The organism is Solirubrobacter deserti, assembly GCF_027587175.1.
In the GTDB taxonomy this organism is placed as follows: Bacteria; Actinomycetota; Thermoleophilia; order Solirubrobacterales; family Solirubrobacteraceae; genus Solirubrobacter; species Solirubrobacter deserti.
On record NZ_JAPCID010000005.1, the window covers coordinates 111,585 to 137,585 of the forward strand.

19 protein-coding genes and 2 pseudogenes are annotated in these 26,001 nt (G+C 71.8%); 13 read left to right on the forward strand and 8 right to left on the reverse strand.

The genetic code is table 11. The features are described from left to right. Window positions 1-54 precede the first annotated feature (54 nt). Window positions 55-222, forward strand: coding sequence for a hypothetical protein (locus tag OJ962_RS03795; RefSeq protein ID WP_202952212.1), 168 nt, complete (start codon window positions 55-57; stop codon window positions 220-222). Window positions 223-226: 4 nt separating this feature from the next. Here the strand turns inward: OJ962_RS03795 and OJ962_RS03800 are convergent, their stop codons facing one another. From OJ962_RS03800 to OJ962_RS03815, 4 genes are all read right to left on the reverse strand, one after another. Next, on the reverse strand, window positions 227-1,417 hold the full coding sequence (locus OJ962_RS03800; protein WP_202952213.1) for a low temperature requirement protein A: 1,191 nt from the start codon (window positions 1,415-1,417) through the stop codon (window positions 227-229). 42 nt (window positions 1,418-1,459) lie between these two features. Further along, window positions 1,460-2,131, reverse strand: a complete 672-nt coding sequence (trhA, locus tag OJ962_RS03805) for a PAQR family membrane homeostasis protein TrhA (RefSeq protein ID WP_202952214.1) — start codon at window positions 2,129-2,131, stop codon at window positions 1,460-1,462. A gap of 63 nt (window positions 2,132-2,194) precedes the next feature. Next, on the reverse strand, window positions 2,195-2,482 hold the full coding sequence (locus OJ962_RS03810; protein ID WP_270006188.1) for a hypothetical protein: 288 nt from the start codon (window positions 2,480-2,482) through the stop codon (window positions 2,195-2,197). Window positions 2,483-2,757: 275 nt separating this feature from the next. Further along, entirely contained in the window at window positions 2,758-3,171 is a 414-nt protein-coding gene (locus tag OJ962_RS03815; RefSeq protein ID WP_202952216.1) for a Na-translocating system protein MpsC family protein, read from the reverse strand. A 175-nt stretch (window positions 3,172-3,346) separates the two neighbouring features. On the opposite strand from OJ962_RS03815, the gene OJ962_RS03820 reads away from it, so the two are divergent. The 8 genes and pseudogenes from OJ962_RS03820 to OJ962_RS03860 all read left to right on the forward strand — a co-directional run bounded on the left by OJ962_RS03820 (window position 3,347) and on the right by OJ962_RS03860 (window position 11,986). Further along, window positions 3,347-4,030 (forward strand): STAS domain-containing protein, encoded by a 684-nt coding sequence (locus OJ962_RS03820; protein ID WP_270006189.1) that lies wholly within the window; start codon window positions 3,347-3,349, stop codon window positions 4,028-4,030. Window positions 4,031-4,070: 40 nt separating this feature from the next. Then, entirely contained in the window at window positions 4,071-4,394 is a 324-nt protein-coding gene (locus OJ962_RS03825; RefSeq protein ID WP_202952218.1) for a Na-translocating system protein MpsC family protein, read from the forward strand. 186 nt (window positions 4,395-4,580) lie between these two features. After that, window positions 4,581-5,676, forward strand: a pseudogene (locus OJ962_RS03830) (ferredoxin reductase). Between the two features lie 27 nt (window positions 5,677-5,703). Then, window positions 5,704-6,820: pseudogene (locus tag OJ962_RS34300) on the forward strand (fatty acid desaturase family protein). A gap of 82 nt (window positions 6,821-6,902) precedes the next feature. Beyond that, on the forward strand, window positions 6,903-7,940 hold the full coding sequence (locus tag OJ962_RS03845) for a DUF892 family protein (RefSeq protein WP_202952223.1): 1,038 nt from the start codon (window positions 6,903-6,905) through the stop codon (window positions 7,938-7,940). A 173-nt stretch (window positions 7,941-8,113) separates the two neighbouring features. After that, window positions 8,114-9,838, forward strand: coding sequence for a S8 family serine peptidase (locus OJ962_RS03850; RefSeq protein ID WP_202952224.1), 1,725 nt, complete (start codon window positions 8,114-8,116; stop codon window positions 9,836-9,838). A gap of 16 nt (window positions 9,839-9,854) precedes the next feature. Next, window positions 9,855-11,705: a RiPP maturation radical SAM C-methyltransferase gene (locus OJ962_RS03855; RefSeq protein WP_270006191.1), complete on the forward strand. Its 1,851-nt coding sequence runs from the start codon at window positions 9,855-9,857 to the stop codon at window positions 11,703-11,705. Next, window positions 11,702-11,986: a hypothetical protein gene (locus OJ962_RS03860; protein ID WP_270006192.1), complete on the forward strand. Its 285-nt coding sequence runs from the start codon at window positions 11,702-11,704 to the stop codon at window positions 11,984-11,986. Before OJ962_RS03855 ends, OJ962_RS03860 begins: the two co-directional genes overlap by 4 nt. Here OJ962_RS03860 and OJ962_RS03865 read toward each other — a convergent pair. From OJ962_RS03865 to OJ962_RS03875, 3 genes are all read right to left on the reverse strand, one after another. Continuing rightward, on the reverse strand, window positions 11,983-12,414 hold the full coding sequence (locus OJ962_RS03865; RefSeq protein WP_270006193.1) for a hypothetical protein: 432 nt from the start codon (window positions 12,412-12,414) through the stop codon (window positions 11,983-11,985). The genes OJ962_RS03860 and OJ962_RS03865 overlap by 4 nt on opposite strands. 90 nt (window positions 12,415-12,504) lie before the next feature. Next, complete coding sequence (locus tag OJ962_RS03870) at window positions 12,505-13,170, reverse strand: response regulator (protein WP_270006194.1); 666 nt, start codon at window positions 13,168-13,170, stop codon at window positions 12,505-12,507. Further along, window positions 13,167-13,664, reverse strand: a complete 498-nt coding sequence (locus OJ962_RS03875; protein ID WP_202952229.1) for a histidine kinase — start codon at window positions 13,662-13,664, stop codon at window positions 13,167-13,169. The genes OJ962_RS03870 and OJ962_RS03875 overlap by 4 nt, the downstream gene beginning before the upstream one ends. A gap of 88 nt (window positions 13,665-13,752) precedes the next feature. Here OJ962_RS03875 and OJ962_RS03880 point away from each other — a divergent pair, with 88 nt between their 5' ends. The 4 genes from OJ962_RS03880 to OJ962_RS34305 are packed head-to-tail and all read left to right on the forward strand — an operon-like array spanning window position 13,753 to window position 25,361. After that, window positions 13,753-15,579 carry a sensor histidine kinase gene (locus OJ962_RS03880; protein WP_202952230.1) on the forward strand — a complete coding sequence of 609 codons (1,827 nt, stop codon included), beginning with the start codon at window positions 13,753-13,755 and terminating at the stop codon, window positions 15,577-15,579. A gap of 3 nt (window positions 15,580-15,582) precedes the next feature. After that, window positions 15,583-17,439 carry a sensor histidine kinase gene (locus tag OJ962_RS03885; protein ID WP_202952231.1) on the forward strand — a complete coding sequence of 619 codons (1,857 nt, stop codon included), beginning with the start codon at window positions 15,583-15,585 and terminating at the stop codon, window positions 17,437-17,439. 57 nt (window positions 17,440-17,496) lie between these two features. Then, window positions 17,497-18,696: a TolB family protein gene (locus tag OJ962_RS03890; RefSeq protein WP_202952232.1), complete on the forward strand. Its 1,200-nt coding sequence runs from the start codon at window positions 17,497-17,499 to the stop codon at window positions 18,694-18,696. After that, window positions 18,693-25,361 (forward strand): right-handed parallel beta-helix repeat-containing protein, encoded by a 6,669-nt coding sequence (locus OJ962_RS34305; RefSeq protein ID WP_202952233.1) that lies wholly within the window; start codon window positions 18,693-18,695, stop codon window positions 25,359-25,361. Before OJ962_RS03890 ends, OJ962_RS34305 begins: the two co-directional genes overlap by 4 nt. Here the strand turns inward: OJ962_RS34305 and OJ962_RS03900 are convergent. After that, window positions 25,348-25,986, reverse strand: coding sequence for a ferritin-like domain-containing protein (locus OJ962_RS03900; protein WP_202952234.1), 639 nt, complete (start codon window positions 25,984-25,986; stop codon window positions 25,348-25,350). The genes OJ962_RS34305 and OJ962_RS03900 overlap by 14 nt on opposite strands. Window positions 25,987-26,001 lie beyond the last annotated feature (15 nt).

A 26,001-nucleotide genomic window follows, 5' to 3' on the forward strand; every position in this document is an offset into this window, starting at 1 on the left:
CTGGAAGCGACGCGCCGTGGGTAGAGCCTAGCCACAACGTCCCTAGGAGGACACATGGCACGGCAAGGCGCAGGCGGCAACATGGGCGGCATCGGCCTCGGGGGCATCCTGGTGATCGTCGGCATCGTCGTGGCGATCGTGTGGAGCGTGCTGATCGGGCTGATCATTGCGCTCATCGGCCTCGTCGCCTTCGGCGGCTTCGCGAAGGGCAAGTGGTACTAGCCGCTCAGCGGCGTCGCGCGCGGGTTCCGACCACCGCCGCCGTGAGCGCGATGATGGCGACGGCGGCGGCCGCGACGGTCGCGGAGAGCCCGGGGATCAAAGCCGGAACCACCACGATCGGGATCGCGGCCGCCGGCCACGGGAACGCCGTCCGCCAGCGGTGATCGGCGCCCGCGACGATGATCGCGGCACCCGCGAAGAACAGTGCGACGCCGGCGCCCAGCGCCCATCCGCCCGCGGACGGCAGCGGCGCATCGGGATGCAGCACCAGATCCTCCAGCCCGATGCCCGCGATGGCGATCCCCAGCGTCAGGGGGAGATGGCCGTAGATGAACAGGTCGTGGCGTTCACCCTCGTGGTCCGCCGACGACGGGTGCGCTTCGCGCTCCTGCAGGTCCTCCGCGCTGCTGGCGGCGCCGACGTCGAAGTAGTTCCACCACAGCGCGGCCGTGAGCGCGAACCCGAGCACGGCGACGCCGACCGCGGCGCCGGCCCACTTCGCGTCGTGCACGCCGGTGACGGTCGCGCCGACCGCTTCGCCCAGGACGAGGATCACGAGCAGGCCGAAGCGCTCCGGGAGATGCTCGAGGTGAAGCGGGACGTCGTTGGCGTGCCGGGTCGCGAGCAGCGGCGCGGCGACGTCGAGGAGCACGGCGACACCCCACAGCACATAGCGGCCCGTGCCGGTGAGGGCGATCGAGACCGCCCACAGCGCCGCGCTGAGCGTGGCGGCCGCGAGGTAGACGCCGATCGTGCCACGCGCGGGTTGCACGTGACGCCAGGCTCTGAGGTAGAGCAGCACGAGCATGATCCGGGCCACGAGGAAGCTCGCCGCGAAGGCCCAGCCCAGCGACCCGGTGGCCTCGGTGGCGCTGGCGGCGCAGCCGGCGATCGCGAGCGTCGCGACCAGCTTGATGACGCGAAAGACGACGTCGTCGGTGTCGAAGCGGTTCGCGTAGAGCGTGAACCCGACCCAGGAGAACCAGATGGTCGCGAACAGGCCGGCGAAGACGCCCGTGCCGTGCCAGGTGAGATCGTCGACGAACGCCGTCGCCAGCTCGGCGACCACGAGCACGTAGGCCAGGTCGAAGAAGAGCTCCAGCCGGCTCGCGGTCCGGCCCTCGCCCGTGTGCAACGCCGGCGGGCGGATGAGCGGTGCGCGTCGCTCGCCCTCGACGTGGCCGTCGGCGGTCATGTACCGCCGCGCCTGATTTCGTCGCCGTGGTTCAAGACGGGGCTAGGTCGCGGGGCCGCCGGGCACGATCCAGCCCGCGAAGGCCGCGAAGTGGCTCGCCGCGGCGACGACGACCAGCCCGTGGAAGACCTCGTGGAAGCCGAACACCGCCGGCCACGGATCCGGGCGCCTCACGGCGTAGACGGCGGCGCCGACGATGTAGAGCGCGGCGCCCGCGGCTAGCAGCAGCAGCGGGACGGTCGGCAGCTGCTCGGGCAGGCGCGGAATGGCGGCGAGCGCGGCCCAGCCGACGAGCACGTAGCTGGCGGCGACGAGCGCGCGCGGCGCGTCGATCCACGCCAGGCTGAGGGCGATGCCGCCCAGCGCGCCGGTCCACGCGCAGGCGAGCACGAACGTCTGCAGGCGGCCGTCGAGGACGAGCACGGCCAGCGGAGTGGTGGACGCGGCGATGAAGACGTGGATCGTGCTGTGGTCCAGCCGCCGCAGGATGGGCCGCCAGCGGGGGTCCCAGCGCCAGCGGTGGTAGAGGGCGCTGACGGCGAACAGCGCGCACAGCGCCGTGCCGTAGACCGCGCACGCCGTGCGGGCGGCGCCGGAAGGTGCCAGCGCCATGAGGACACCCGCCGCGATCAGGGCGCACCAGAACGCGTAGACGTGCAGGCGGCCGCGCATACGCGGGATCAGCTCTTCGGCGGTGGAGGACGAGGTCGCCATGGCTGCGTCCGAGGGCCCGCGCACGACGCGGCCCGCGGGTCGCGTCGTGCGGCGTGGCGACGGCTAGTCGCGGCTCTCGGTGTACGGGTCGCGGCTGCCGGACTTCGCCAGCCCGCGGCTGATCATGTAGCCCACGGTCAGCAGGGTCACGTACAGCCACGCCTGCTGGGCGCCGAAGCCGCCGGCGTCGCTCTCATCCACAATCATCGCGGCGATGAGCACGGCGACGACCGCCGCGACGTACGCGATCAGCTCGGTGGTCTTGAAGGCGGCCTTGGTCTCGGTGCTGCGCCGGACTTCAGTGTGCTCGTTGCGGGCGCGGGTGCGCTCGGACGCGGGTGCTGCGGCCATGTCGGCCTCCTTGTTGTCGTGCCGCACGGACGCCGGTAGGCCTGGCCGCTGCGATCACGGGAATAGGTCTCAGGTGGGAACGAGCGACCGCAGTCGTCACGGGACCGCGGACGGGCTCGAGCCTGGGGCGAGAGCGCAACTCGCGGACGCGTGACGGAGCATGCGGCACCGTCGGTCCGACGAAGTCAACAGACCGCCGCTCGCGTTGCGAGCCTCGGCCTCACTGCCCTCGACCCAGAGGCACTACCCGGCACCGTGCCGCTATCAAACGCCCGTCAGCCGGGCTTGACGGAACCGGGGCGCGCCTCGTGGGAGTCGACGAGGTCGCTGGGACTCAGGACGAAGACCTCGCAGATCATGTCCGGGTCCTGCTGGTTGCCGCTCATGAAGCCCACCACAGGCCGGCCGGTCGCGTGCTCGATGACGGCCACGAAGCGCTCGCGCATGACCTCTTGGAACTCCATCCGCTGCGCGATCACCGCGTGCCCGCGCCCGCCGTCGAGCAGCGTCTGCTCCACGCGCGTGAAGCCGCCGCGCAGCAGGCAGACGACGAGATCGTCCTGGTAGTAGGTCTTGGCCTGCGTCGGACCGCGGCCGTAGAACTCCTTCAGGAGCGCCACCATGCCGTCTGAGATCGCGGTCAATACCTCGCCGTGCGTCGCGTGCAGGCTGTGGGCGTCCTCGGTCACGTGAGCACAAGCGTATCTCCCGGTATCGTTTACGGGTGAGGGCTGTTCGAGAGGTCACGGATGTGGCAGCTCAACTCGGACTTCGAGGAGCAAAAGCGATCCGGAGCCCTTGATGTCTGCCGACAGCCCTTCGTCCCGTGGTGACGCGCCACGCTTCAGCTGCAGCTGGTCGCTCGTGAGCGAGCAGGCCGCCGCGGCCCGGGCCTCCGGCCGCCTGAACGCGGACGCCGCCCTCGAGCTCGCCGACGCGCTCGACGACGCGCTCGAGCACGCGCGCCTGGTGCTGCTGGAGCTGCAGGACGTCTCGGCGGCCGACGCCGCAGGGCTGGATGCCATCATCTCCCGTTCGGCTCGCGCGCGCCAAGACGGCTCCCGACTGCTCGTGATCGCGGCGCCCCCGCACCTCGATGCCCCACTTCGGCTTGCCGGCGTCGAGCTTCTGACGGCGGACCCGGACGCACCCACCGGCTCGGATGCGGGCCCGCCGGCCAATGCGGTCAACGCGCGGGTCGTTCCCGGGCGCGTGATGTCAGTCGACGGACGCGTCGTCTGGCTGCACGCGGCCGATGGACAGGTGCATCGCGCGTGGGCGCCGGAGGACGTCCGGCAGCGCCTGCGGGCCCAGACCTGGGTGGATCTGTTCCTGGACGAGCGCGACCGGCTCAACGGCTGGTATGAGGCGCAAGCCGGGATGGCGATCAACCAGCGGCTAGCCGAGGCGGACACCACGCCGGAGACCGGCGCGCCCGTCGCCTGCCAAGGCGAATGCGGCGTGGTCTGGCAAGCGGCGGCCCCGGCGAGGTTGCTCGAGCACCACGAGCGATGCCTAACCTGCGCGGGCGCACTTGTCCCCGGCTGATCCTCCCGATCCGCTCGCCGGCCAAGCGCTCCTGGATGCTGTGACCGACGCGATGGTGGCGCTGCATCTGCGCTATTACAACCGCGCGCCGGCGACGGCGAAGACTCAGATGCTCGGGGACGACCTGCTGGCCTGCGTGCTCGGCGGCATCTACACCGACGTCGAGAAGACGTTGATCGAGATCGGCCGGACAGGCAGCGTCCACGACGCCCGCGGCCAGTTTCAGGACGCGATGCGGCACAAGTTCGTGGAGGCGGTCGAGCAACTCACCGGACGCGCTGTCGTGACCTTCATCTCCAACCACCACGTCGGCCCTGATCTCGCAGTCGAGTTGTTCTGGCTCGACGGACATTCATCGGGGTAGACTCCTCGACTGGAGGGCATGTCGGCGGGGTCGAGGCGCTCGGCACCACTTGCTGACTTCCGAACTTTCGGCTCTACGAGCGGTTCGGAGGTGGCCCCTGTGTTCGCATCCTCGACGTTCCGCCCACGGTTGTGGGATCACGCCCCGCACCGGCTGAGGAACTGATGGCCGATCGCGCGGGTGTCCGTGGCTGAACGCGGCGCACAACCCCAGGTCGCGCCGGCCCACCGCGGCCTGCTGCGCGCCGCGCGCGTGCTGTTCACGCCGCTGCGGGCGACGACTACCCGGAGCTGATCAATCCGCTGTGGACGACCCGCGAGTGCGCGGGCGGATCGAGGCGATCGAGCCCGAGACCCCGGACTCGGTCACGGTCGTGATCCGGCCCGGCTGGGTGTGGCCGGGCCATCTGCCCGGCCAGTTCCTGCGCGTGGGCGTGGTGGTCGACGGCATCCACCACTGGCGGGCGTACTCGCTGACGTCGGACCCGGGCCGCCCGGACGGGTGCATCTCGATCACGCCCAAGCTGCTGGGCACCGGGAAGGTGTCGCCGTACCTCGTGCGCCAGGCGCGGCCCGGGACGATCGTGCGGCTGGGCGGCGTCGAGGGCGAGTTCACCCTGCTCGACCCGATTCCGCGCGCGCTGCTGTTCATCAGCGCCGGCAGCGGGATCACGCCGATCATGAGCATGCTGCGCGACCTCGACCGTCGCGACCGGCTGGCCGACGCCGCGCACGTGCACTCCGCGCGGACGGCGCAGGACGTCGTGTTCGGGACCCAGCTTCACGCACTCGCGGCCCGCCACCCCGGGTACCGGCTGCATCTTCAGCTCACCGGCGCGGCCGGGCGCCTGGCCGCGAGCGACCTCGAGCGCCTCTGCCCGGACTGGCGCGGCCGCGAGACCTTCGCGAGCGGGCCGGGGGCGATGCTGGACGCGCTGACCGAACATTGGTCGCGCGCCGGCGTCGCACCGCGGCTGCGGATGGAGCGCTTCCAGCCCGTGATCGACGGCCATGGCGCCGGCGGCAGCGGCGGCCCGATCGCGTTCACCGCCAGCGCGACGCACGCGCAGTCCGACGGGACCATCCCGATCCTCGTGGCCGGCGAGCGCGCGGGGCTGGACCTCGCGTACGGCTGCCGCATGGGCATCTGCCGCACGTGTGTCGGCCGCCTTGGCTCCGGCCGTGTGCGCGACCTGCGCACCGGCAAGGTCTCCGGCCAGCGTGGAGAGATCGTCCGCACCTGCATCAACGCCCCCGAAGGGCCGATCGAGATCGCGCTCTGAAACCCGAAGGAACCTGACGTGTCAACGATGATCGAAAGCCCGCTGGCGCAACTGACCGACGAGGAGATCGACGAGCTCGCGCGCGAATTCGACGCGATCCACGACGAGGTCTTCGCCGAGCTCGGCGAACGCGACCGGCGCTATATCACGCGCCTGATCCGAGTCCACCGCGAGCTGGCCGTCCTCGGTCGCGTGCTCCTGTTCGGCGCGCGCTACAAGCCCGCGTGGATCCTGGGCACGGCGACGCTCTCGGTGGCCAAGGTCCTCGAGAACATGGAGATCGGCCACAACGTGATGCACGGCCAGTGGGACTGGATGCACGACCCGTACATCCACTCCTCCTCCTGGGACTGGGATTCCGCGTCGACGCCCGCGGCGTGGAAGCACTCGCACAACTACGTCCATCACACGTACACGAACATCCGGGACAAGGACAAGGACCTCGGCTACAAGATCATGCGGATCGACCCGCACCAGCCGTGGCGCCCGGTCTACCTGCTGCAGCCGGTCTACAACGTCGGGCTGATGGCGTTCTTCGAGTGGGGGTCGCGTTCCACGACCTCGACCTCGACGCGATCCGCAGCGGGGAGAAGCCGGTCGCCGAGCTCAAGACCGAGCTGCTCGGGATGGCCCGCAAGGCGGCGAACCAGATCGCCAAGGACTACGTCGCGTATCCGCTGCTGGCGGGCCGCAAGGGGTTCAAGAGCACGCTCGCGGCGAACTTCACCGCGAACGTGCTGCGCAACGTGTGGGCGCACTCGATCATCTTCTGCGGCCACTTCCCCGACCAGACCTACACGTTCAGCGAAGCCGAGGTCGCCGACGAGAACCGCGGCCGCTTCTACGTGCGCCAGCTGCTCGGCGCCGCCAACATCGAGGGCAGTCCGCTGTTTCACGTGATGAGCGGGAACCTCGGCTACCAGGTCGAGCATCACCTGTTCCCCGACATGCCCAGCACGCGCTACTCCGAGATCGCGCCCAAGGTCAAGGACATCTGCGAGCGCTACCGGCTTCCGTACAACTCCGGTCCGTTCCTCAAGCAGCTGGGCATGTCCAGCGCACGATCCTGCGCCTCGCCTTCCCCGGCGGGCGTCCGCGGCCGAAGCCCGGGCCATATTCCGCGAACGGACGTTCGAGTGTGTGACCCCGCACACGAGTCGAACGTGCGTTTGGATGACGCGCCCGAAGGGCAGTCTCAAAGCTCGCAATGAGATTGGAGACTCCCCATGGGTCAGTCCGGACAGAGCAAGCAAGAGCAGAAGATCGTGCAGTACCTCAACGAGGCGCACGCGACCGAGCAGGCGCTCGTCCGCGTCCTGCAGTCGCAGATCGCGATGACGCCGCGCGGCGCCTACCGCAGCGCGCTCGAGACGCATCTGCGTGAGACGCGCGAGCATGCTGAGCGCGTCGCCGGTCGCCTGGGCGAGCTCGACCAGGGCTCGAACCCGGTGATGGCCGTCTTCGGCGCCGTCGGCTCCGTCGCCGGCCAGGTGCTCGCGCTGGGCAAGACGCCGTTCGATCTCGTGCGCGGCTCCGGCGGCGAGGAGAAGGTCCTCAAGAACGCCAAGGACGCCTACACGTCGGAGGCGATGGAGATCGCCACCTACACGGTGCTCGAGCACCTCGCGAACGCGGCCGGCGACACGCGGACCGCCAAGCTCGCGGCGTCGATCCGTGCCGACGAGAAGCGCATGCTGGAGCGCATCGAGCGCGAGCTCCCGAAGCTGACCGCCGCGGTCTTCGGCGCCGAGGTCAAGGGCAAGCCGTCCTACGACGTGACCGAGACCGGCGCCGCCGACGCCGTCCGCGAGGCCGGCGAGCAGACCAAGGCTACGGCGCGCAAGGCCGCGGCCGCCACCAAGCGCACCACACGCCAGGCCCGCAAGGTCCCGGGCGTCGTGCAGGCTGAGGGACAGGTCAAGGGCGCCGTCGCGGGCGAGGACAACCTGCCGATCGCGCGCTATGACTCGCTCACCGCCGACGAGATCACCAGCCGCCTGCCCGAGCTGTCCCAGATCGACCTCGCGAAGGTCGACTCGTATGAGCGGCGCGAGCGCAGCCGCAGCACGGTGCTCAACCGCATCGACACGCTGCGCGGCAACGAGCCGTGGCCCGGCTACGACGAGCTCAACGTCGCCGACATCCAGTCGCGGCTGGCCGACGGCGACGACGACGTCGCCGAGCAGGTCCGCGCGTACGAGCGCGCCCACAAGAACCGCGCGGGCGTCGTGCAGAGCGCCGAGCGCGAGCTCAGCAACGCCTGAGGGCGGCTGGCGGTGGCCAGGGCTGAAATGTCAGCGTGCAGACAAACCGGAACGTCGTCTGCTGGGGCGGAATGCGTGATCGCCGCCCCATCGCAAGGATTCTCCACGGGTAAGGATCTCCTGGATAGAACCGCGGCGCTGGTGGTTCGTCCTCACGATCCGATGGAGGTCTCATGCCGCCCAAGAAGCCTCGCGCGAGCAAGCGCAGCGCGAGTACGAAGGCCTCGGCGTTCCCGGATTTGATCTACGCGCAGGCGTCGCCGCGCTCGATCGGCGGCGGCTCGCTGTTCGACGCGGGGTCCACCGTCACGGCGGCCAACGTCGGCGCGTACGTGTCCGACGCCCGCGTGCTGCAGGCGGCGGTGACGCGGCTGCAGGAGGCGGGGTTCCGGGTGCTGCAGGTGGCGCCGACGACGATCAACATCGCCGCGCCGCGGGAGACGTACGAGGAGGCGTTCGGGACGACGCTCGTCACGGAGGAGCGGGAGGTCCTCAAGCCGGGCCAGAACCAGGACACCGCGACGTACATCGACTGCCCGGAGACGGCGCAGTCCGGGCTCATCGACGTGGCCTCGAGCCGGTTCGCAGACGTGCTCGAAGGGGTGGCGATCGAAGAGCCGATGTACCCGATGCAGAACGCGTTCGCGCCGCTGAAGTCGTACTGGCATCTGCGGGTGCCGGGGGACGTGTCGCTCGGCGTGAACGCCGACCGCGCGCACCGGGCGGGGGTGACGGGGCGCAACGTGAAGCTGGTGATGGTCGACTCGGGCTGGTTCGCGCACCCGTACTTCACCCAGCGCGGGTACCGGTCCTCGCCCGTGGTGCTCGGGCCAGCGGCGGTCAACCCCGCGGCCGACGAGAGCGGGCACGGCACCGGCGAGTCCGCCAACGCGTTCGCGGTCGCGCCGGACATCGACTTCACGATGGTGAAGATCAACTTCGTCAACTCCGTCGGCGCGTTCAACGCGGCGGTGAACCTCGCGCCGCACATCATCTCGTGCTCGTGGGGCTCGAGTCAGCCGAACGGGCCGCTCAGCGCGGCCAACCAGGCGCTGGCGGCGGCCATCTCGGCGGCGGTCGCGGGCGGGATCATCGTCGTCTTCAGCGCCGGAAACGGGCACTGGGGCTTCCCGGGCCAACATCCGGACGTGATCTCGGCGGGCGGCGTGTTCCTGCAGGCAGACGGCTCGACGCGCGCGTCGGACTACGCCAGCGGCTTCCAGAGCAACATCTATCCGGGGCGCGGCGTGCCGGACGCGTCCGGGCTGGTCGGCATGCGGCCGGGCGCGAAGTACATCATGCTGCCGGTCGAGGGCGGCGACGCCATCGACGTCGACGGCTCCGGCGGCACGCACCCGAACGGCGACGAGACGACCAACAACGACGGCTGGGCGGCGTTCAGCGGGACCTCGGCCGCGGCGCCGCAGATCGCCGGCGTCTGCGCACTCATCCGGGAGGCCTGCGGGCGGCTCACGCCCGCCGAGGTCAAGGACGTGATCCGGCGCACGGCGCGCGACGTCACCGCCGGCCGCAACCACCCCAACTTCAACCATCCCGCCGGAGCCGGGTACGACCTGGCGACGGGCGCGGGGCTCGTCGACGCCCACCGCGCGGTGCTGATGGCGCGGGTGCGGTGCCTGCGGGCGATCGGGCCGGTTCCGATCACGCCGGGGCCGATCGTGGGGCCCCAGCCCATCGGCCCGCAGCCGATCAACCCAGGCCCGATCGGGCCGCAGCCGATCGGCCCGGGCCCGATCGGCCCGCAGCCCATCGGCCCGGGGCCCGGCCCGATCAACCCGGGCCCTATCGGGCCCGCGGGCCATCAGGGCCTGTCGGCCGAGGACGCGGACGCGATCGAGGAGCTGCTCGTCAACGATGAGATCGACTTCGGCGAGTGACCCCGCGCCACCGCGGGTGCTGTTGGTCAGCGCGCCGTTCGCGGCGCTGGAGCGCCCGTCGCTCGGGCTCGGCCTGCTGCAGGCCGAGCTGGAGGCGGCGGGCATCCCGTGCGAGACCCGCTATCTCGCGTTCCCGTTCGCGGACCTGATCGGCCTGCGCGAGTACCAGTGGGTCTCGAGCGAGCTGCCGTATACGGCGTTCGCCGGCGACTGGCTGTTCACGGCCGCCCTGTATGGCCCGCGGCCAGCGGCGGACGCGGCGTACGTCGAGCGCGTCCTCACGCGCGAGTGGGGGCTCGACGAAACGGCGGTCCGCCGCCTGCTGCGCCTGCGGGCCTACTGCGAGCCGTACCTGACCCACTGCGTGCAGACGGTCGACTGGGACGCCTACGACGTCGTCGGCTTCACGTCCACGTTCGAGCAGAACATCGCCTCGCTCGCGCTGGCGCGGCGGGTCAAGCAGCACCACCCGCACCTGACGATCGCGTTCGGCGGCGCGAACTGGGAAGCGGAGATGGGCCGCGAGCTGCACCGCCGCTTCCGCTTCGTCGACCTCGTGTGCTCCGGCGAGGCCGACCGCTCGTTCCCGGCCGTGCTCGCCGCGCTTCACGGCGACCTCGGCCACGTGCGCGGGATCGTCCACCGCGCCGGCGGAACGTCGACCGCCACCGCGCCCGCGCCGCTGCTACACGACCTCGACGCGCTGCCGTACCCCGACTATGACCCGTTCCTGCGCGACCAGCAGGCCAGCCCGAGCGCCGCCGGGCTGACGCCGACGCTGCTGCTCGAGACGGGCCGCGGGTGCTGGTGGGGCGCCCGCTCGCACTGCACGTTCTGCGGCCTGAACGGCAACTCGATGGCGTTCCGCTCCAAGTCGGCGGACCGCGCGCTGGCGGAGATCCTGCACCTCGGCGAGCGCTACGGGACGACGCAGTTCAATGTCGTCGACAACATCCTCGACATGGAGTACTTCAAGACGCTCCTGCCGCGGCTGGCGCTCGAGCACCCCGGGCTCTCGCTCTTCTACGAGGTCAAGGCGAACCTCTCCAACGAGCAGCTCGCGCTGCTGGCGGCCGCGGGCGTCCGGCGCATCCAACCCGGCATCGAGAGCCTCAACGACCACGTGCTCAAGCTGATGCGCAAAGGCACCACCGCGCTGCAGAACGTGCAGCTGCTCAAGTGGTGCCGTGAGCACGGCATCCGCGCCGAGTGGAACGTCCTCTACGGGTTCCCCGGGGAGACCGCCGCCGACTACGCCGCCATGCTGGAGCTGATGGAGCGCATCCGGTTCCTGGACCCGCCGAGCGCGTACGGACCCGTGCGCCTGGACCGCTTTGCGCCCTACCACGACGACCCCGCCGCGTTCGACCTGCAGAACGTCCGGCCGCTGGTCCCGTACCGGTTCCTGTATCCGTTCCCGGACGAGGCGCTGATGCGGATCGCCTACTACTTCGACTACGACCACGCGGACGGGCGCCGCCCGGACGCCTACGCACGCGCCGTGATGGCCGCGGTCGACCGCTGGCAGCGCGAGCCCCGGCGCGGCGCGCTCTGGCGCGTCCCCGGCGGAGACGGCACCACGACGGTCGTCGCGGAGCATCCGTCCGGCGCGCGCCACGCGACCGAGCTCACTGGCTGGGAGGCGTGCGCCTACGACGCGTGCGACCGCGTCCGCTCGCGCGCCGGGCTGCTGCGCGAGCCGTGGGCCGAGAGCGTCGGCGCCGACGCGGTCGAGACGTTCCTGCGCCGCAGCGTCGGCGAAGGCTCGATGGTGCGAGACGGCGACCGCTTCCTCAGCCTGGCCGTGACCGTCCCCGCGCGCGCGTGGGCGCCGAGCGCCGCGGACGAGCTCGCGGCGACGGCATGAGCGTCGCCGCCGTCCTCGTCGTCCTGCGCGCCGACACCGAGACGGGCGAGCGCATTCGCCTGTGGTTCGAGCAGGCCGGCTTCACGGCCGGCCCGCTCGTGGGCATCTCGTTCTCCGTCGAGGCTCCGCGCGAGCTGCTGGAGGAGCGGTTCCCCGACTTCGCCGGCAACGAGGGCACCGGCGCGGAGCTGCGCCTGGACCGGCTGCCGGGCGACGTCGCCGCCGACGTGCAGGCCGTCGTCAGCGAGGCGCCGCCCGACTTCGGGCCGACGAGCTACTAGGAGAGGGTCTTCGCGGCGGAGCGGAACTTCTTGACCGCGCTCGCGAGCGTCTTGGCCGCGGACTTGATCTTCGACTTGCTCTTGTCGCCGATCGCGTCGGCGAGCTTGTTGAGGCCGTTGATGTAGGTCTCGCTTGCGTCGACCAGCTTCTTCTGCGCGGTCTTCATCTGCTGCGACTCGGGCGTCTCGGCGTCGATCTTGTCGTGGAAGCGCTGGACGGCGGGGATCAGCTTCTCCGTCTCGGTCTTGGCGTCCTGCAGCTGCGCTTCGGTCTCGAGGTCGTCCGCGACGTTCTTCTCGTAGCGATCCTCGGCCTTGCTGAGCCGCTTCGCCTCGCGCTTGACCGTGGACTTGAACGACGCGTCGCTCGCCTGCGCGGCGGCGGGAGCGAACAGGAAGGCAAGGGCAAGACCGACAACCAACGACAACCGCATGGAAGTTCCTCCGGAGAAGCCGTGATAGGGACGCCGGATTGGCTACCCGTCGCTTGATCCGGTAAACGGCTCAGAAGTGCGGAGTCAGCTCCGCCCACTACCCGGCCGCACCAGCCCGGTCTCGTAGGCCATCACGACGGCCTGCACGCGGGAGGCGACGCCGAGCTTGGACAGCATGCGGGTGACGTGCGACTTGACCGTCGTCTCGCTCAAGAACAGCTCGCGCCCCATCTCGGCGTTCGACATCCCGCGGGCGAGCAGCCCGAGGATCTCGCGCTCACGCGGCGTCAGCCCGTCCAGGCGGCCGCGCACCTCCGGGTCGAAGTCCGGCCGCGCGAGGAAGTGCTCGACCAGCCGCGTCGTGATCGCCGGATCGAGCAGCGACTCGCCGCCGGCCACGGTGCGCACCGCCTCGGCCAGGCGCTCGCCGCTCGTCGACTTGAGCAAGAAGCCCGCGGCCCCGGCGCGCAACGCGCGGTAGACGTACTCGTCGCGGTCGAAGGTGGTGATCACGAGGATGCGGGCGCGCGTGCCGGACGCCAGCAGCCGCTTGGTCGCCTCCAGCCCGTCCAGCCGCGGCATGCGGATGTCCATCAACACCACGTCCGGATGGGTGCGCAGGGTCTCGTCGACGGCCTCGACGCCGTCGGACGCCTCGGCCACGACCTCGATGTCGTCCTCGGCCTCGAGGATGGCCCGCAGGCCGCCGCGCAGGAGGGCCTGGTCATCGGCGATCAGGACCTTGATCACGCTTCGAGGGGCAGCTTGATCGCCCATCCGTCGGCGCCGCGGCGTCGGACGCTCCCCGCGCACGGCCGCACGAACGCGCGCAGCGCGGCCTCGTCGCGCGCGTCGACCTCGCCCCGGCAGCGGATCTCGAGCCAGGCCTCGTCGACCGTGAACGTGAGCTCGGACCCGGCGAGCAGCTCGACGCAGCGGTACGCGCACAGGGCGACGCCGCCGGGCAGCGGCGTCACCACCCCGGGGACGTCGCTCGGCGCGGGAGCGAGCGCGAGCGGCGTGCCGTCGTCGAGCAGCCGCGCGAGCCGGCGCAGCTCGTCCATCGCCTCGGCGGTGAGCCCGCGGACGGCCTGGATCGCGCGCGCCACGCCGGAGCTCGCGGCGTCGTCGAGCATCCGCTCGGCCACGGCGGCCTGGATCTGTATGGCAGCGATGCGGTGGGCGATCAGGTCGTTGAGGTCAGCCGCCAGTGAGAGTCGCGGACCGGAGGGAAGGCGCGTCACGGGTCCCGACGCTAGAGCACACAACCGTTGTCCACCCACACCAAAAGGTGGATGTCAGGCCCTCTTTCGGATGCCACACTCGCGCCTCGTGGCCGCTCCGCTGAAGCTTCCGATCCCCGTGGCCGCGGCTGCCCTGTTCGCGCTCAGCGTCCTCGAGCTGTGGCTGCGGCCGATCACCGACCCCGTGTGGGAGGTGATCGCGGTGCATGTCGTGCTCTTCGGCACGCTGCTCACGCTCCCCCGGGCGCCGGTCCTGGTGGCGTGGGTGCTGCTGGCCGAGGTGCTGGTCGCGCGCGGGCTCATCCTGGACCGGATCGGCATGACCGGCGGGTCGATGCTGTTCTTCGTCGCGACGTTCTCCGCCGCGTCACTGGTGCCGACCCGCCAGGCCGGCTGGCTGGTGCTGCACGTCGTCGTCCAGACCGCGTGGCGCGTGAAGCTCGGCATCGCGCCGTTCGTGGCCATGTACAGCGACGTGCTGCTGATGCTGGCCGGGATCGGGGTCGGCGTGTTCCTGCAGCGGCGCCACGAGCGCCTGGGCGCGATCCGGCGCGAGCGCGACCGCCTAGTCGCCGCACTCGAGACCGGCCCCGGCGACGCCGCGACCGCGGAGCAGCTGCGCACCTGGAGCCTGCTCGAACACCGGATCGAGCCCGCGATCGACGCGCTGCCCGGCATGGTCGAGACCGCCCGCGCCGCACGCGATCCCGCGGACGCGCTGCACGCCGTCCGCGCCCGCGCGGCCGACGCGCTGGCCGAGATGCAGGCCACGATCCACGCGCTCGGCGACTCCGCGCCGCCCACGGCCACGCGGCCCGCACCGCCCGACGTGGGGCGCACGCGCTCGATCTCGCCGCTGCCCGTCGTGTGCGGGCTGCTGGTGATCGAGGCGGTGATCGAGATGTTCGTCGGCGGGCAGGTGAGCTACTTCGCACCCATCCTGGCGCTGCTGCCGTTGCTGGCGCCGCGGGCGCTGATCACGACGTCCGTGCTGGTCGGCGTGACGGCGATCGTGTGCTCGCTGGCGGGCGAGATCCCGGTCGCCGCGCGCGCGGCGGACTACTCGGCGATCATCACCGCCGTCGTCGCCGCGACCACCGCCAGCCTCCCGCGCGCGGTCCTGAGCCTCGTGCTCGTGACGACCGGGCTGCTCGTCGCGCAGGGCCTGGATCCCACGTTCGACTGGGCTACGCTGGCGTTCATCGGGACGGCGTTCGTGTATGTCGGACACTGGTTCTTCGGGCTGCGGCTGCGTGAGGTCGCGACCGAGCAGCAGCAGGTCGAGAGCGGCCTCGCCGAGATCGCGGACGCGCTCGCGCAGCTGGAGGCGCGTGCGGCCCGGGCCGAGCGGGTCCGCCTCGCGCGCGAGCTGCACGACCTCGTGGGCCACGCGCTGACCGCCGTAGCGATCCAGGCCGGGGTGGCGCAGGCGCGGCTCCGGAAAGGGCTCGCGCCGGAGTTCGAGCCGCTGGCGGCGGCCGCGCGCCAGGGCAGCGCCGAGCTGCGGCGGCTGGCGAACGTGCTCGGCGATGACACCGACATCACGGCCGAGCTGGCGCGGATCACTGACACGGCGCGCGCGACCGGCCAGCGGGTCCAGCTCGAGCTGGAGGAGCCGCCCGCCGAGCTGGACCCGCACGTGCGGCACACGCTCGTGGCCGTCGCCAGTGAGGCGCTCACCAACGCCGCCAAGCACGCCGCCGGCGCGACCGTCCGCGTGCGCCTCGACGCCCGCCCCGATCGCCTCGAGCTGGCCGTGGTCGACGACGGTGGCGACTGCCAGGCGCTGCCCAGCGGCGGGCGCGGGACGGAGTCGATGGCGGATCGCGTGCGCGAATGCGGCGGCACGTTCGTGAGCGGCCCGCGGCCGGAGGGCGGCTGGACGGTCCAGGCGCGGCTGCCGCTCACCGCCTGAGGCATGGTCAAGCTCCCGATCACGCGCGTCGCGGCGGTGCTGTTCGCGTTCAGCTTGATCGAGCTGACGCTGATGCCGCAGACGTCCCCGGCGCCGGCGGTGATCGCCGTGCACGTGGTCGTGCTGGCGACGTTCGCGGCGCTGCCACGGGCGCCGATCGCGGTCCTGGCGCTGATCCTGCTCGAGCTGATGCTGGTCAAGGAGCTGCGGATCAACGAGTGGGTGAGCGTGTCGCTGGCGCTGTTGACGCCGTTCGCCGGCTTCGCGGCCGCCGCGCTCGCCCCCGTCCGCCGCCTGCCCGTCGTCGTCCTGCTGCTCGCCGTGCACATGACGTGGCGCGCGACGCTGCCGAGCGCCGAGGTCGTCCTAATCGTGGTCAACTGCGGTCTGATCGCGGCGGCCGTCGCCACCGGCGCGATGGTCCGCGAGCGGCACCGGCGGCTGGTGCGCCTGGTGGCCGAGCGTGACGCGCTCGTGGCGGCGCTGGACGCGGGTCCGAGCGACGCCGGCACGGCGGAGCAGCTGCGGATGTGGAGCCTGATCGAGCAGCGGGTCGAGCCCGTGATCGCGGCGCTTCCGGAGCTGGTGGAGCGCGCCGCGCACGCGCCGGAGCCCGAGGCCGCCGCGCGGCTGGCCGCCGTCCGCGCGCAGGCCGCCGACGCGCTGGCCGAGATGCAGGAGACGGTCCGCTCGCTCGACGGCCCGCCGCCGCTCGTGCCCGCCGCGGTCGACGACACCAGGCTGCGCCGGGTCCACGCGGGCGCCGCCGACCGCAGAGCTGTGCGGTTGCGCTCGGCCTCGCCGCTCGTGGTCGCGTGCGCGCTGCTCGCCGTGGCCGGACTCGTCGAGCTGGCGGTCGTCGACGGCGCGACGCCCTGGCCGCTGCTGCTGGCCGCGATCCCGCTGCTGGTCCCGCGCGCGCCGCTCGTCGCGTCCCTCGTCTTTGCCGGCGTGGCGATCGTGTGCTTCGCCTCCGGCGCGATCGCGCTGCTGGTCACCACGCCGGACTTCGCCGCCTCGCTCATGCTCGTCGTGCTGGGCGCGCACTGGTCACGGCGCGGGGCGCTGGGCGGGATGATCGTCGGGGGCGCGATGCTCGCCGCGTTCTGGCTCGACGCGGCGGGGGACTGGGAGGCGGTGTCGTACTTCTCGGCGGCGCTGCTGTACCTCGGCCACTGGATCGCGGGCGCGCTGTTGCACGACCTCGCGTCCGAGCAGCGCGCGGTCGGGATGACGCTCACCGAGGTGGCGAGCGCGCTCGACGCGCTGCGGGCGCGTGCCGTCCGGCGCGAGCGGGTGCGGCTCGCGCGCGAGCTGCACGACATGGTCGGCCACGCGCTGACCGCGGTCGCGATCCAGGCGGGTGTGGGGGAGGCGCGGCTCAAGCGCGGACTGCAGCCGACGTACGCGCCGCTGGCGGACGCGGCCCGCCAGGGCACCGTCGAGCTGCGCCGCCTCGCGCAGGTGCTCGGCCACGAGGCCGACATCGCCGCCGAGCTCCGGCGCGTCACGGACACCGCACGGGCCACGGGACAGCGGGTCGAGCTCGACCTGGAGCCGCCGGAGCGCGAGCTCGCGCCGGCGGTCCGGCACACGGTCGTGTGCGTCGTCGCCGAGGCGCTCACCAACGCCGCCAAGCATGCGGCGGGAGCGACGGTCCGCGTGCGGGTGAAGGCGCGTGCGGACCGCCTCGAGCTCGCGGTCGTCGACGACGGCGGGGGCCATCACGAGCTGCCGAGCGGCGGCCACGGGATCGACTCGATGGCGGCTCGCGTGCACGCGTGCGGTGGCACGTTCGCGAGCGGTCCACGCCCCGGAGGGGGCTGGACCGTCCAGGCCGCGCTGCCACTTTCTGTGTAGCGACGCACACCGCGCGGACGACGACGGTACCCCACTCGCCGACGGATAGTCAGCGGTATGCGGTACCTCCCCATTGCAGTGCTCCTCGCCGGCCTCGCGATTCCCGCGACGGCTCAGGCCGACTCCATCTCCTTCATCAAGGGCAACGATGTCTGGCTCGCCGAGCCCGACGGCTCCAACGCCCGGCAGGTCACGCACTACGGGACCTACAAGGCCGCCTCGCAGGGCGACGACGGGACGCTCGTCGCCATCAGCGGCAGTCACATGTACCGGATCGATCGCACCACGGGCGAGCAGTTGAACTCGATCAACATGCCGCTCGGCCCTGGCTGGTTCGGCCCCTGGGAACCGGCGGTGTCGCCCGACGGCACGAAGGTCGCGTACGAGATCCGCGACTTCAACGGGTATCCCGCCGTCGCCTACTCGAACACCGACGGCAGCATCCAGAGCCGTCCGCTGCACACGGGCTGGACCTGGCCGGCGTGGATCGACAACGAGTGGCTGCTGCACTCGGAGAAGCCGAACGCGCTCGCCAAGGACACGATCGTGCGCAAGGTCGGCTCGCCCAACAACGACGGCACCGTGTGGTTCACCCATCCGGGCCGCACGCCGCTGGCCGACGTGGACATCAAGGGCAACCTGTTCGCCGGCATCACCGACGAGCAGTTGCTGACGGTGTTCCGCTTCACGGGCCAGCCCGGAACGGGCGCGGTCGAGGGCTGCTTCCAGTACGAGCAGCCGAACGGCAAGTTCACCGGCCCGGCCTTCTCGCCCGACGCGCGCTCGCTCGTGTGGGGCGAGGGCGACGGCATCTGGCGCGGTGAGATGCCCGATCTCAGCGGCGCCTGCGTGGCGCCGCCGAACGGCCGCCTGATCATCCCGGGCGCGTACAACCCCGACTGGAGCCCCGCGCCCGTCGGCAGCGGCCCGGCGCCGCAGCCGCCCGCGCCGCAGCCGCCCGCGCCGCCCGCGCCCCCGGCTCCGGCCCCGAACGACGCCAAGCCGCTGACGATCTCCACCCCCAAGCAGAGCCTGAAGACCGCGCTCAAGAAGGGCCTGACCGTCAAGCTCGCCAACGCGACGACCAAGACGAAGGTCACGGCGATCTACAAGAAGAAGACGGTCGCGTCCGGCACGGGGACGGGCACCGTCAAGCTGACGTTCACGCGCAAGGCCGCGCGTGACCTCAAGCGCAAGAAGCGCGTCACGCTCACGCTGAAGGCGGGCGCGGTCACTCAGACGATCACCCTCAAGTGACCCGCGCGCTGCTGCTGGCGCTGACGGTGCTGGCGCTGTTCGCGCCGGCAGCAGCGGCCGACACCATCGTCGTCAACTGGGGCCTCGACGACCCCGACCACACCGACGGCACGGGCGTCTGCGAGACCGACGAGGGCAACGGCTTCTGCACGCTGCGGGCCGCGATCCAGACCGCGAACCGGACGGCGGGCAAGGACACGATCGCGTTCGATCTGGACCGGATCGCGGCGCGCATCAAGCCGCAGACCGCGCTTCCGCCCATCACGGAGGCCGTGCTGATCGACGGCTGGTCGGTGCCCGGGGCCAACCCGGAGTCCGGCACGCCGATCGTCGAGATCGACGGCTCGGACGTGCCGATCACCGACCCGGGCAGCCACAGCGGCTCGATCCGGGTCGTCACCCCGTACGGGCTCGACGTCCGCGCGGCCAACTCGGAGATCCGCGGGCTCGCGATCCACGGCTTCCCGACGGTCCAGCTGGGCCTCGCGAACGCGGACTCCACAATCGTGCAGGGCAACTACTTCGGGCTGGACTCGCTCGGCCGGGACACGGGCGCGATGGCGATCGTCGGCGTCTACGTCTACAACACGATCCAGGCCACGATCGGCGGCGCGACGGCCAAGACGCGCAACACCATCAGCGGCAACTGGACCGGGGTGCTGGTCACGGGCGGGCGCTCGGTCGCGAACCTCGTGCACGGCAACTTCCTGGGCTCCGACCCCTCAGGGCTGCGGGTGATCGGCAACGAGGCCAACGGCGTGCTCGTCACGTCCAACTTCGCCGTCGGCGCGGCCGTGAACACGCTCGTCGCGGGCAACCTGATCGTCGGCTCCGACAACGGCGTGCGCGTGATCAGCGCCACCGGGACGTCGGTGTTCAACAACTGGGTCGGCCTCACCGCCACCGGCCTCGGAACCGACGCGATGGGCGAGCGCGCCGGCAACAACGTCGGCATCGACGTCCACGGCGCCTACGACACGCTCGTCGGCGGCGGCGACGAGGCCTGGGGCAACATCGTGGCCGGCAGCCGTGACGCCGGCGTCGCGGTCCGCTACGACTCCACCGACACGCGCGTGGAGGGCAACATCGTCGGCACCGACCCGACGGGCGGCGCCGGCGTCGACTACATGGGTCAGCCGCTGCGCAAGGCGAAGGCCGGCATCGCGGTCATCCCCGGCGGCAACGGCGAGCTGCCGAAGCGCACCGTCGTCGGCGGCGAGAAGCCCACGATGGGCAACCTCAGCTCCAACGCCGAGATCGGCGTGGCCGTGCTCGGGCCGGTGGAGGACGTCACGCTCCAGCGCAACCTCGTGGGCACCGACCTGCCCGGCTTCAAGGCGGTCCCGAACGACATCGGCGTCGCCGTGGGAGAGGAGGACGACAACGAGTACGGGGACTCCCCGATCAACGTCCGCGTCGGCACGCCGGGGCACGGCAACGTGATCTCGGGCAACCAGCGCGCCGGCGTGATGCTGCGCCAGCGCAGCCACGAGATCCGCGTGCAGGGCAACAAGGTCGGGCCCGGCTACGACAACCGGCCGATCGGCAACGAGGAGGCCGGGATCCTGGTCGGCGGCACCGGCAACGTGGTCGAGGAGAACGTGGTCGCCGGCAACGGCGCCGGCATCGGCGCGGTCGAGAACGCGAGCGAAGCCGTGATCCGGGCCAACCAGGTCAAGGACAACCAGGACGTCGGCATCGCCGTCAAGAGCGTCGACGCGCAGGAGTTCCCGAGCCGGAACACGGTCGAGCACAACTTCGTGACCGGCAACGGCGGGCACGGGATCGACGTCGGCCAGAACGTCACGGAGACCGTCATCCGCGCCAACGCGGTCGGCCGCAACGACGGCTCCGGCGTGTACGTCTACGACGCGGACGACACCATCGTCGACGACAACGACGTCGACGAGAACGCCGACGACGGCGTCGAGCTGCTGGCGGCCGAGCGCGTGCAGCTCACGCGCAACGCGATCGACGGCAACCAGGGCCACGGCGTGCACGTGGCCACCGACACCAAGGAGGTCGTGGTCGGCTGGGGGCTCGAAGAACAGCCGCTCGGCGGCTGCGTCGAGCGCTGCAATGTGATCGCGCGCAACGGCGGCGCGGGCGTGGCCGTACCCGGCGACGAGGAGCCCGTGACCGTGCGCGGCAACCAGTTCGTCGAGAACGACGGCATGGCGGTCGACATCGGGCGCAGCGGGCCGGACGCGCTCGACGCCAAGGACAACGACAAGGTGCTCAACACGGCCGCCGGCGTGCACGGCACCCGTGACCCGCAGACCGACGAGGTCGCGATCACCGGGCAGCTGCCGATCGGCTTCGACGACGACATGGTCGTCGACCTCTACGGCCTCACCGCCGAGCAGGCGACGGGCTCCGAACGGGCGCGCTCGGGCACGTTCATCGGCAGCGCGTTCCCGGACGAGCGCGGCAACTTCGTGCTGCGCACGCAGGAGCCCTACGCCACTTACATGGCGGTCGTGATCGACGACTTCGGGCGCACGTCCGAGAGCTCGCTCCAGTGCTCGGCCTACGAGGGCAACGCCGACGTGGACGAGGACGGCCTCTGCAACGACTGGGAGATGGAGGGCGTCGACTACGACGCCGACGGCAACGCCGACCTGATGCTCGGCATGGGCGACCCGACCCAGCCGGACGTGTTCGTCGAGGTCGACTACACCGAGGGCGACTTCTGGGGCCTGGGCGGCGACGCCGCCCCGTCCTACCTCGCGCTGAGCATGGTCGAGGAGGCGTTCGCGGACGCGCCCAAGCCGATCCGGCTGCACCTCGAGCGCGACGAGGAGCTCGACGAGTTCGACGCGCCGCTGGAGGTGATGCAGCGCGGCCCGGAGCGGCACGACGACCTGCGCGACCTGCGCTACGGCAACGAGACCGAAGGCTGCGACGGGAGCTTCGGCTCCGAGGAGGACCGCGAGGCGCGCTACTGCTTCGCGCGCCTCGGCGCCCGTGGCCTCGTCTACCGGTACGCCGTCTTCACCGACGATCTCGCCGGCTGGGAGGACGGCGCCGCCGCCGCGGGTGACGCGCTGGCGATCGGCGTCAGCGACTGGGGCGACCCGCACATGCAGGCCATGGCGGGCGGCGAGAGCGTGTGCGTGAACCCCAAGCTCTGCCGGGCGCGCGTCCACGCGGCCGTGCTCATGCGCGAGCTCGGGCACACGCTCGGCCTCGACGAACGCGGGCGCGAGTTCGCGCCCAACTACCTGAGCGTGATGAACCCGTCGCTCACGTATTCGAACTTCTCCTGGCCCCGTCCGCTGGACTTCTCGCGGCGTGTGCTGCCGACGCTCGACGAGGCGTCGCTCAACGAGCCCGAGGGCCTGCGCGCGGCCGGCGACCCCGTGTGGACGGAGACCGTCCGGATGGCCTACGACCCCGAGTGGGACGTGTGCCGGCCGAAGACCGAGTCCGTGCTGCACCCGGTCGACTGGAACAGCGACGGCGACACGGCCGACGTCGGCGTCGCGGCGTCCATCAACGACCCCGACGGGACACCGGACACCACGCTGCAGGAGTGCGAGAAGCCCGAGAACAAGCTCGACCAGATCGAGGGCTACGACGACTGGTCGAACCTGCGGCTGGACCCGCGCACGGTGCCCTCGCGCTACGACGAGGCGCAGCGCCGCGCGGCCGCGCCCGAGGTCGACCACAAGCAACTGCTGGCGGTGACCGACAGCGACGACGACGGGACGCCGAACAGCACCGACAACTGCACGCAGCGGGCCAACCCGGGCCAGGAGGACGCCGACGCGGACGGCATCGGCGACGCGTGCCTGGACCTGATCACCGAGCGCGACGTCTCGCTGGAGCTCACGTCCGACGACCCGGACCCGGTGATCGGGCGGGCGCTGACGCTGACGGCGACGCTGCGCAACGAGTTCCCGCTGCCGGCGACGGGCCTGACGGCGCGCGTGCCGGTGCCGGAGGGCTGGACGCTCGAGCACGCCGAGGCGACCGCCGGCGAGTACGCCAACGGCGAGTGGCGCGTGCCGTCGCTGGCCAAGCGCTCGGACGCGACGCTCACGCTGCGCGTCGTGCCCGCCCAGGAGGTCGAGCGGTCGCTCGTGGCCGAGCTGATGGCCGCCGACCAGCCGGATCCGGACTCCAAGGCCGGCCACCCGGGTGAGTTCGAGGACGACCGCGTCGTGCTCGACTTCGACCCGCGGCCGACCGAGATCGTCGTCGGCGTCGCCGACGCGCGCGTGCAGGAGGGCAACCGGGCCGCGGTGAACGCGCAGGTCAAGCTCTCGCTGCCGCGGACGTGGAAGCGGCCGGTGACGGTGGGCTACACGACCGTCGCCGGCACCGCGACGGAGGACGACTTCACCGCGGCGCAGGCCACGGTCACGATCGCGCCCGGCAAGCAGTCGGCGGTGATCGAGGTCCCGGTGCGCGGCGACCGGCTGGTCGAGGAGACCGAGCGCTTCACGCTCGCGCTCACCGTCCAGGGCGGAGCGCTCGCGCGCGACACCGCGACAGTCACGATCGTCGACAACGACGCGCCGGCCAGGCCGGGGCAGCTCGACTTCCTCGGCTGCGTGTCCGAGGACCGCGGCCCGCTCAGCGAGTGCCAGAACACGGCGGCAGGGCTGGGTGAGGCGGGCACCGTGCTCGCGCCCGACGACCGCTTCATGTACCTGGTCGGCCACGACCGGATCTCGGTCGTCGAGCACGGGAACCCGCCCGTGGTCCACCAGTGCTACTCGCTGCTGGACAACATCAAGGGCTGCGACTCGACCATCTCGCGCGTCGTCATCCTGGACGCGACGTTCAGCCCCGACGGCCGCTTCCTGTACATCGTCACCCGCTACGGCGGGACGGGACTGGCGCCCGGCATCCGCGTGTTCGCCCGCGATCCGCAGACCGGCAAGCTGAGCAAGGCCGCGTGTTACAACGGCATCGCGGGCTGCCCGATCCTGCCCGGCATCACAGAGCTCGACCGGGTCAAGGGCGGCCGCACCGAGTTGCGCGCCGACGACTCGCAGCTGATCGTGATCGGCGACCAGCCCGACGGCGATCCGGGGCGGATGCTGACGTTCCAGCGCGCCGCGGACGGCACGCTGTCCGAGAGCCGCTGCTACGACGAGGGCGAGTTCGCCGAGGCGCCGTGCGTGCCGCTGGACGCGAGCTGGGGCAACGACGCGGAGGTCGCGCCCGGAGGACCGGGCTGGCTGGTGCGGACTGACGCGGGGCTGCTCGCGCTCGAGCGCGACGCGCACGGCGCGCTGTCGCCGGCGCCGTGCGAGGCGTGCGCGTCCTTCAGCGGCTCGGGTGACGTCGAGGTGACGCCGGAGGCGATCTACGTCGCGTCCGAGCACACCCTCACCACGCTCACGCCGGACCTGCACGTGGCCAGCTGCGTGCAGGACGCCGGGCTGGACGAGAGCCGCTGCCCGGTGCGGGTGGAGGCGCTCGCCGGTCTGCGCGGCCTACGGGTCTCGCCCGACGGCAAGGACCTCTACGCGGGCGCGCGCGGCGGTGGGGTGCTCGTGCTCCACCGCGACGCGGCCGGCGCGATCGTCGGCGGCTCGTGCGCCGTCGCGGAGACCGCGACCAGCCGCTGCGGCGACGGGTTCGCAGGCGGCGGCTTCGCGTTCCGCGAGCACGAGGTCTGGACCGCCCGCGACGGGGTGCTGGCGCGCTTCGTGCGCTTCGCCGAGCGCGGCTCGGGCAACCGGCCGCCCGTGTGCCAGGGCGGGACGCTGTACACCAAGCCAGGTGTGCCCGTCGACGTCGCGTTGCGCTGCTCGGACGTCGACGGAGACCCCGTGCGGCTCGAGGTCTACACCGAGCTCAAGCTCGGGACCTTGAAGCTCGGGGACGAAGGGCTGGGCCGCTATACGCCGGGCATGACCCGCGGGCCCGAGCCGATCCGCTTCCGGGCCAACGACGGCCGCGAGTGGTCGCCGATGGCTGAGCTCACCGTCTACGTCGACGATCTCGCGCCGGTGTGCGAGTCCGGGCGCCAGGGCTTCCGGGCGCCGATCGAGACCCAGGTGGTCGTGCGGTGCACGGACCCCGAGGGCGGGCCGGTGAAGGTCGAGCTCGTCGACGCGCCGCACGTCGGGACGCTGTCGCCCGAGTTCGTGCTGCGCTACGAGACGCGCGCTTCGGCCGAGACGGCGTTCACGTTCCGCGCCACGGACGAGGGCGGCAACGTGTCGGCGCTCGCCCGCATGGAGCTCGTGCTCACCTACCATGCGCCGCAGGTCCCGCCGGAGCTCGGAGGTGGCCCGGCACCCCAGCCGACGCCGGGCCCCGGCGCCGGCCCCGGCCCCGGCCAGTCCCGCGGGCCCGGCAGCTCGTGCCGGTCCAACTGCCGGCCGGACGAGTCCGGCTACGTCCCGGTGACCATCACCTGCCCGCGCGACGAGGGCAACCAGTGCGTCGGCGACGTGCAGATCTGCGACCCGAAGGGCTGCCGCAGGATCGGCAAGACCTCGGCCGTGCTCGGCAAGAGCACGTTCAAGGTCATGCCGGGGGCGTCCAAGACGGTCAAGGTCAAGCTCAACAAGAGCCTGCGCTCCAAGCTCAACAAGAAGCGCAAGCTCAAGGTGCAGCTGGTGGTGACGCTCAGGCGGACGGGGGCGCCACCGCTGGTGACGACCACGCGGGTGACGCTGAAGGCGCCTAAGCGACGATGAACCGCGTCTTGGCGACGGCGCTGAGCACCTGCTTCATGCTCAGCGCCTCGTCGAAGGCGGCGGGAGCGGGCGGCGCCCCGTTGATGTCGCGGATCCAGGCGGCGTGGCGCGCCTCCACGGCGTGGATGGCGAGCGCCGCGGTGAGCACCGCGTTCGAGCGGATCGCGGCCGCCTGACCCTTGTAGGCGGCCACGCCCGTGTCCTCGAGCAGCTGCGCGGTGGCCGCGAAGTCCTGCGCGTTCTCGGTCGTGCCGCGGAAGTTGAACTTCGGCTTCTTGACCGCCGCCGAGCCGAGCGCCTCACGCAGGCCGGCCACGTGGCTGCGCTCGTGCTGGCCGACCACCTGGGCGAAGCCGAGCAGCTCGCCGGACAGCCCGGCGCGCGCCTCGGCCTGCGTGTAGAACTCGGCCTCCAGGTACTCCAGCGTCAGCGCGTAGTTGAGGATCGCCACGTCGCCCTTGGACTGCGCGAAGGCGTTCGGGGAGAGCAGGCCGAGCAGCGTCGCGCCGCCGAACAGGCCTCCGCCGAAGGCGACGGCCCTGCGGAACGCGGACGACCGCGTCATCGCCTCGTCCTGCGTCTCGCGGATCGCGCCGTCGACGTCGACGGCTTCCAGATCGAGCATCCGTTCCATCTCCTT

Bases quoted from the DNA above. Each gene is read 5' to 3' on its own strand.
- OJ962_RS03845 (WP_202952223.1), top strand. From the start codon at position 6,903: ATGGGTCAGTCCGGACAGAGCAAGCAAGAGCAGAAGATCGTGCAGTAC.
- trhA (WP_202952214.1), bottom strand. From the start codon at position 2,131: ATGGCGACCTCGTCCTCCACCGCCGAAGAGCTGATCCCGCGTATGCGC.
- OJ962_RS03860 (WP_270006192.1), top strand. From the start codon at position 11,702: ATGAGCGTCGCCGCCGTCCTCGTCGTCCTGCGCGCCGACACCGAGACG.
- OJ962_RS03890 (WP_202952232.1), top strand. From the start codon at position 17,497: ATGCGGTACCTCCCCATTGCAGTGCTCCTCGCCGGCCTCGCGATTCCC.
- OJ962_RS03800 (WP_202952213.1), bottom strand. From the start codon at position 1,417: ATGACCGCCGACGGCCACGTCGAGGGCGAGCGACGCGCACCGCTCATC.
- OJ962_RS03850 (WP_202952224.1), top strand. From the start codon at position 8,114: ATGCCGCCCAAGAAGCCTCGCGCGAGCAAGCGCAGCGCGAGTACGAAG.
- OJ962_RS03885 (WP_202952231.1), top strand. From the start codon at position 15,583: ATGGTCAAGCTCCCGATCACGCGCGTCGCGGCGGTGCTGTTCGCGTTC.
- OJ962_RS03900 (WP_202952234.1), bottom strand. From the start codon at position 25,986: ATGCTCGATCTGGAAGCCGTCGACGTCGACGGCGCGATCCGCGAGACG.
- OJ962_RS03795 (WP_202952212.1), top strand. From the start codon at position 55: ATGGCACGGCAAGGCGCAGGCGGCAACATGGGCGGCATCGGCCTCGGG.
- OJ962_RS03810 (WP_270006188.1), bottom strand. From the start codon at position 2,482: ATGGCCGCAGCACCCGCGTCCGAGCGCACCCGCGCCCGCAACGAGCAC.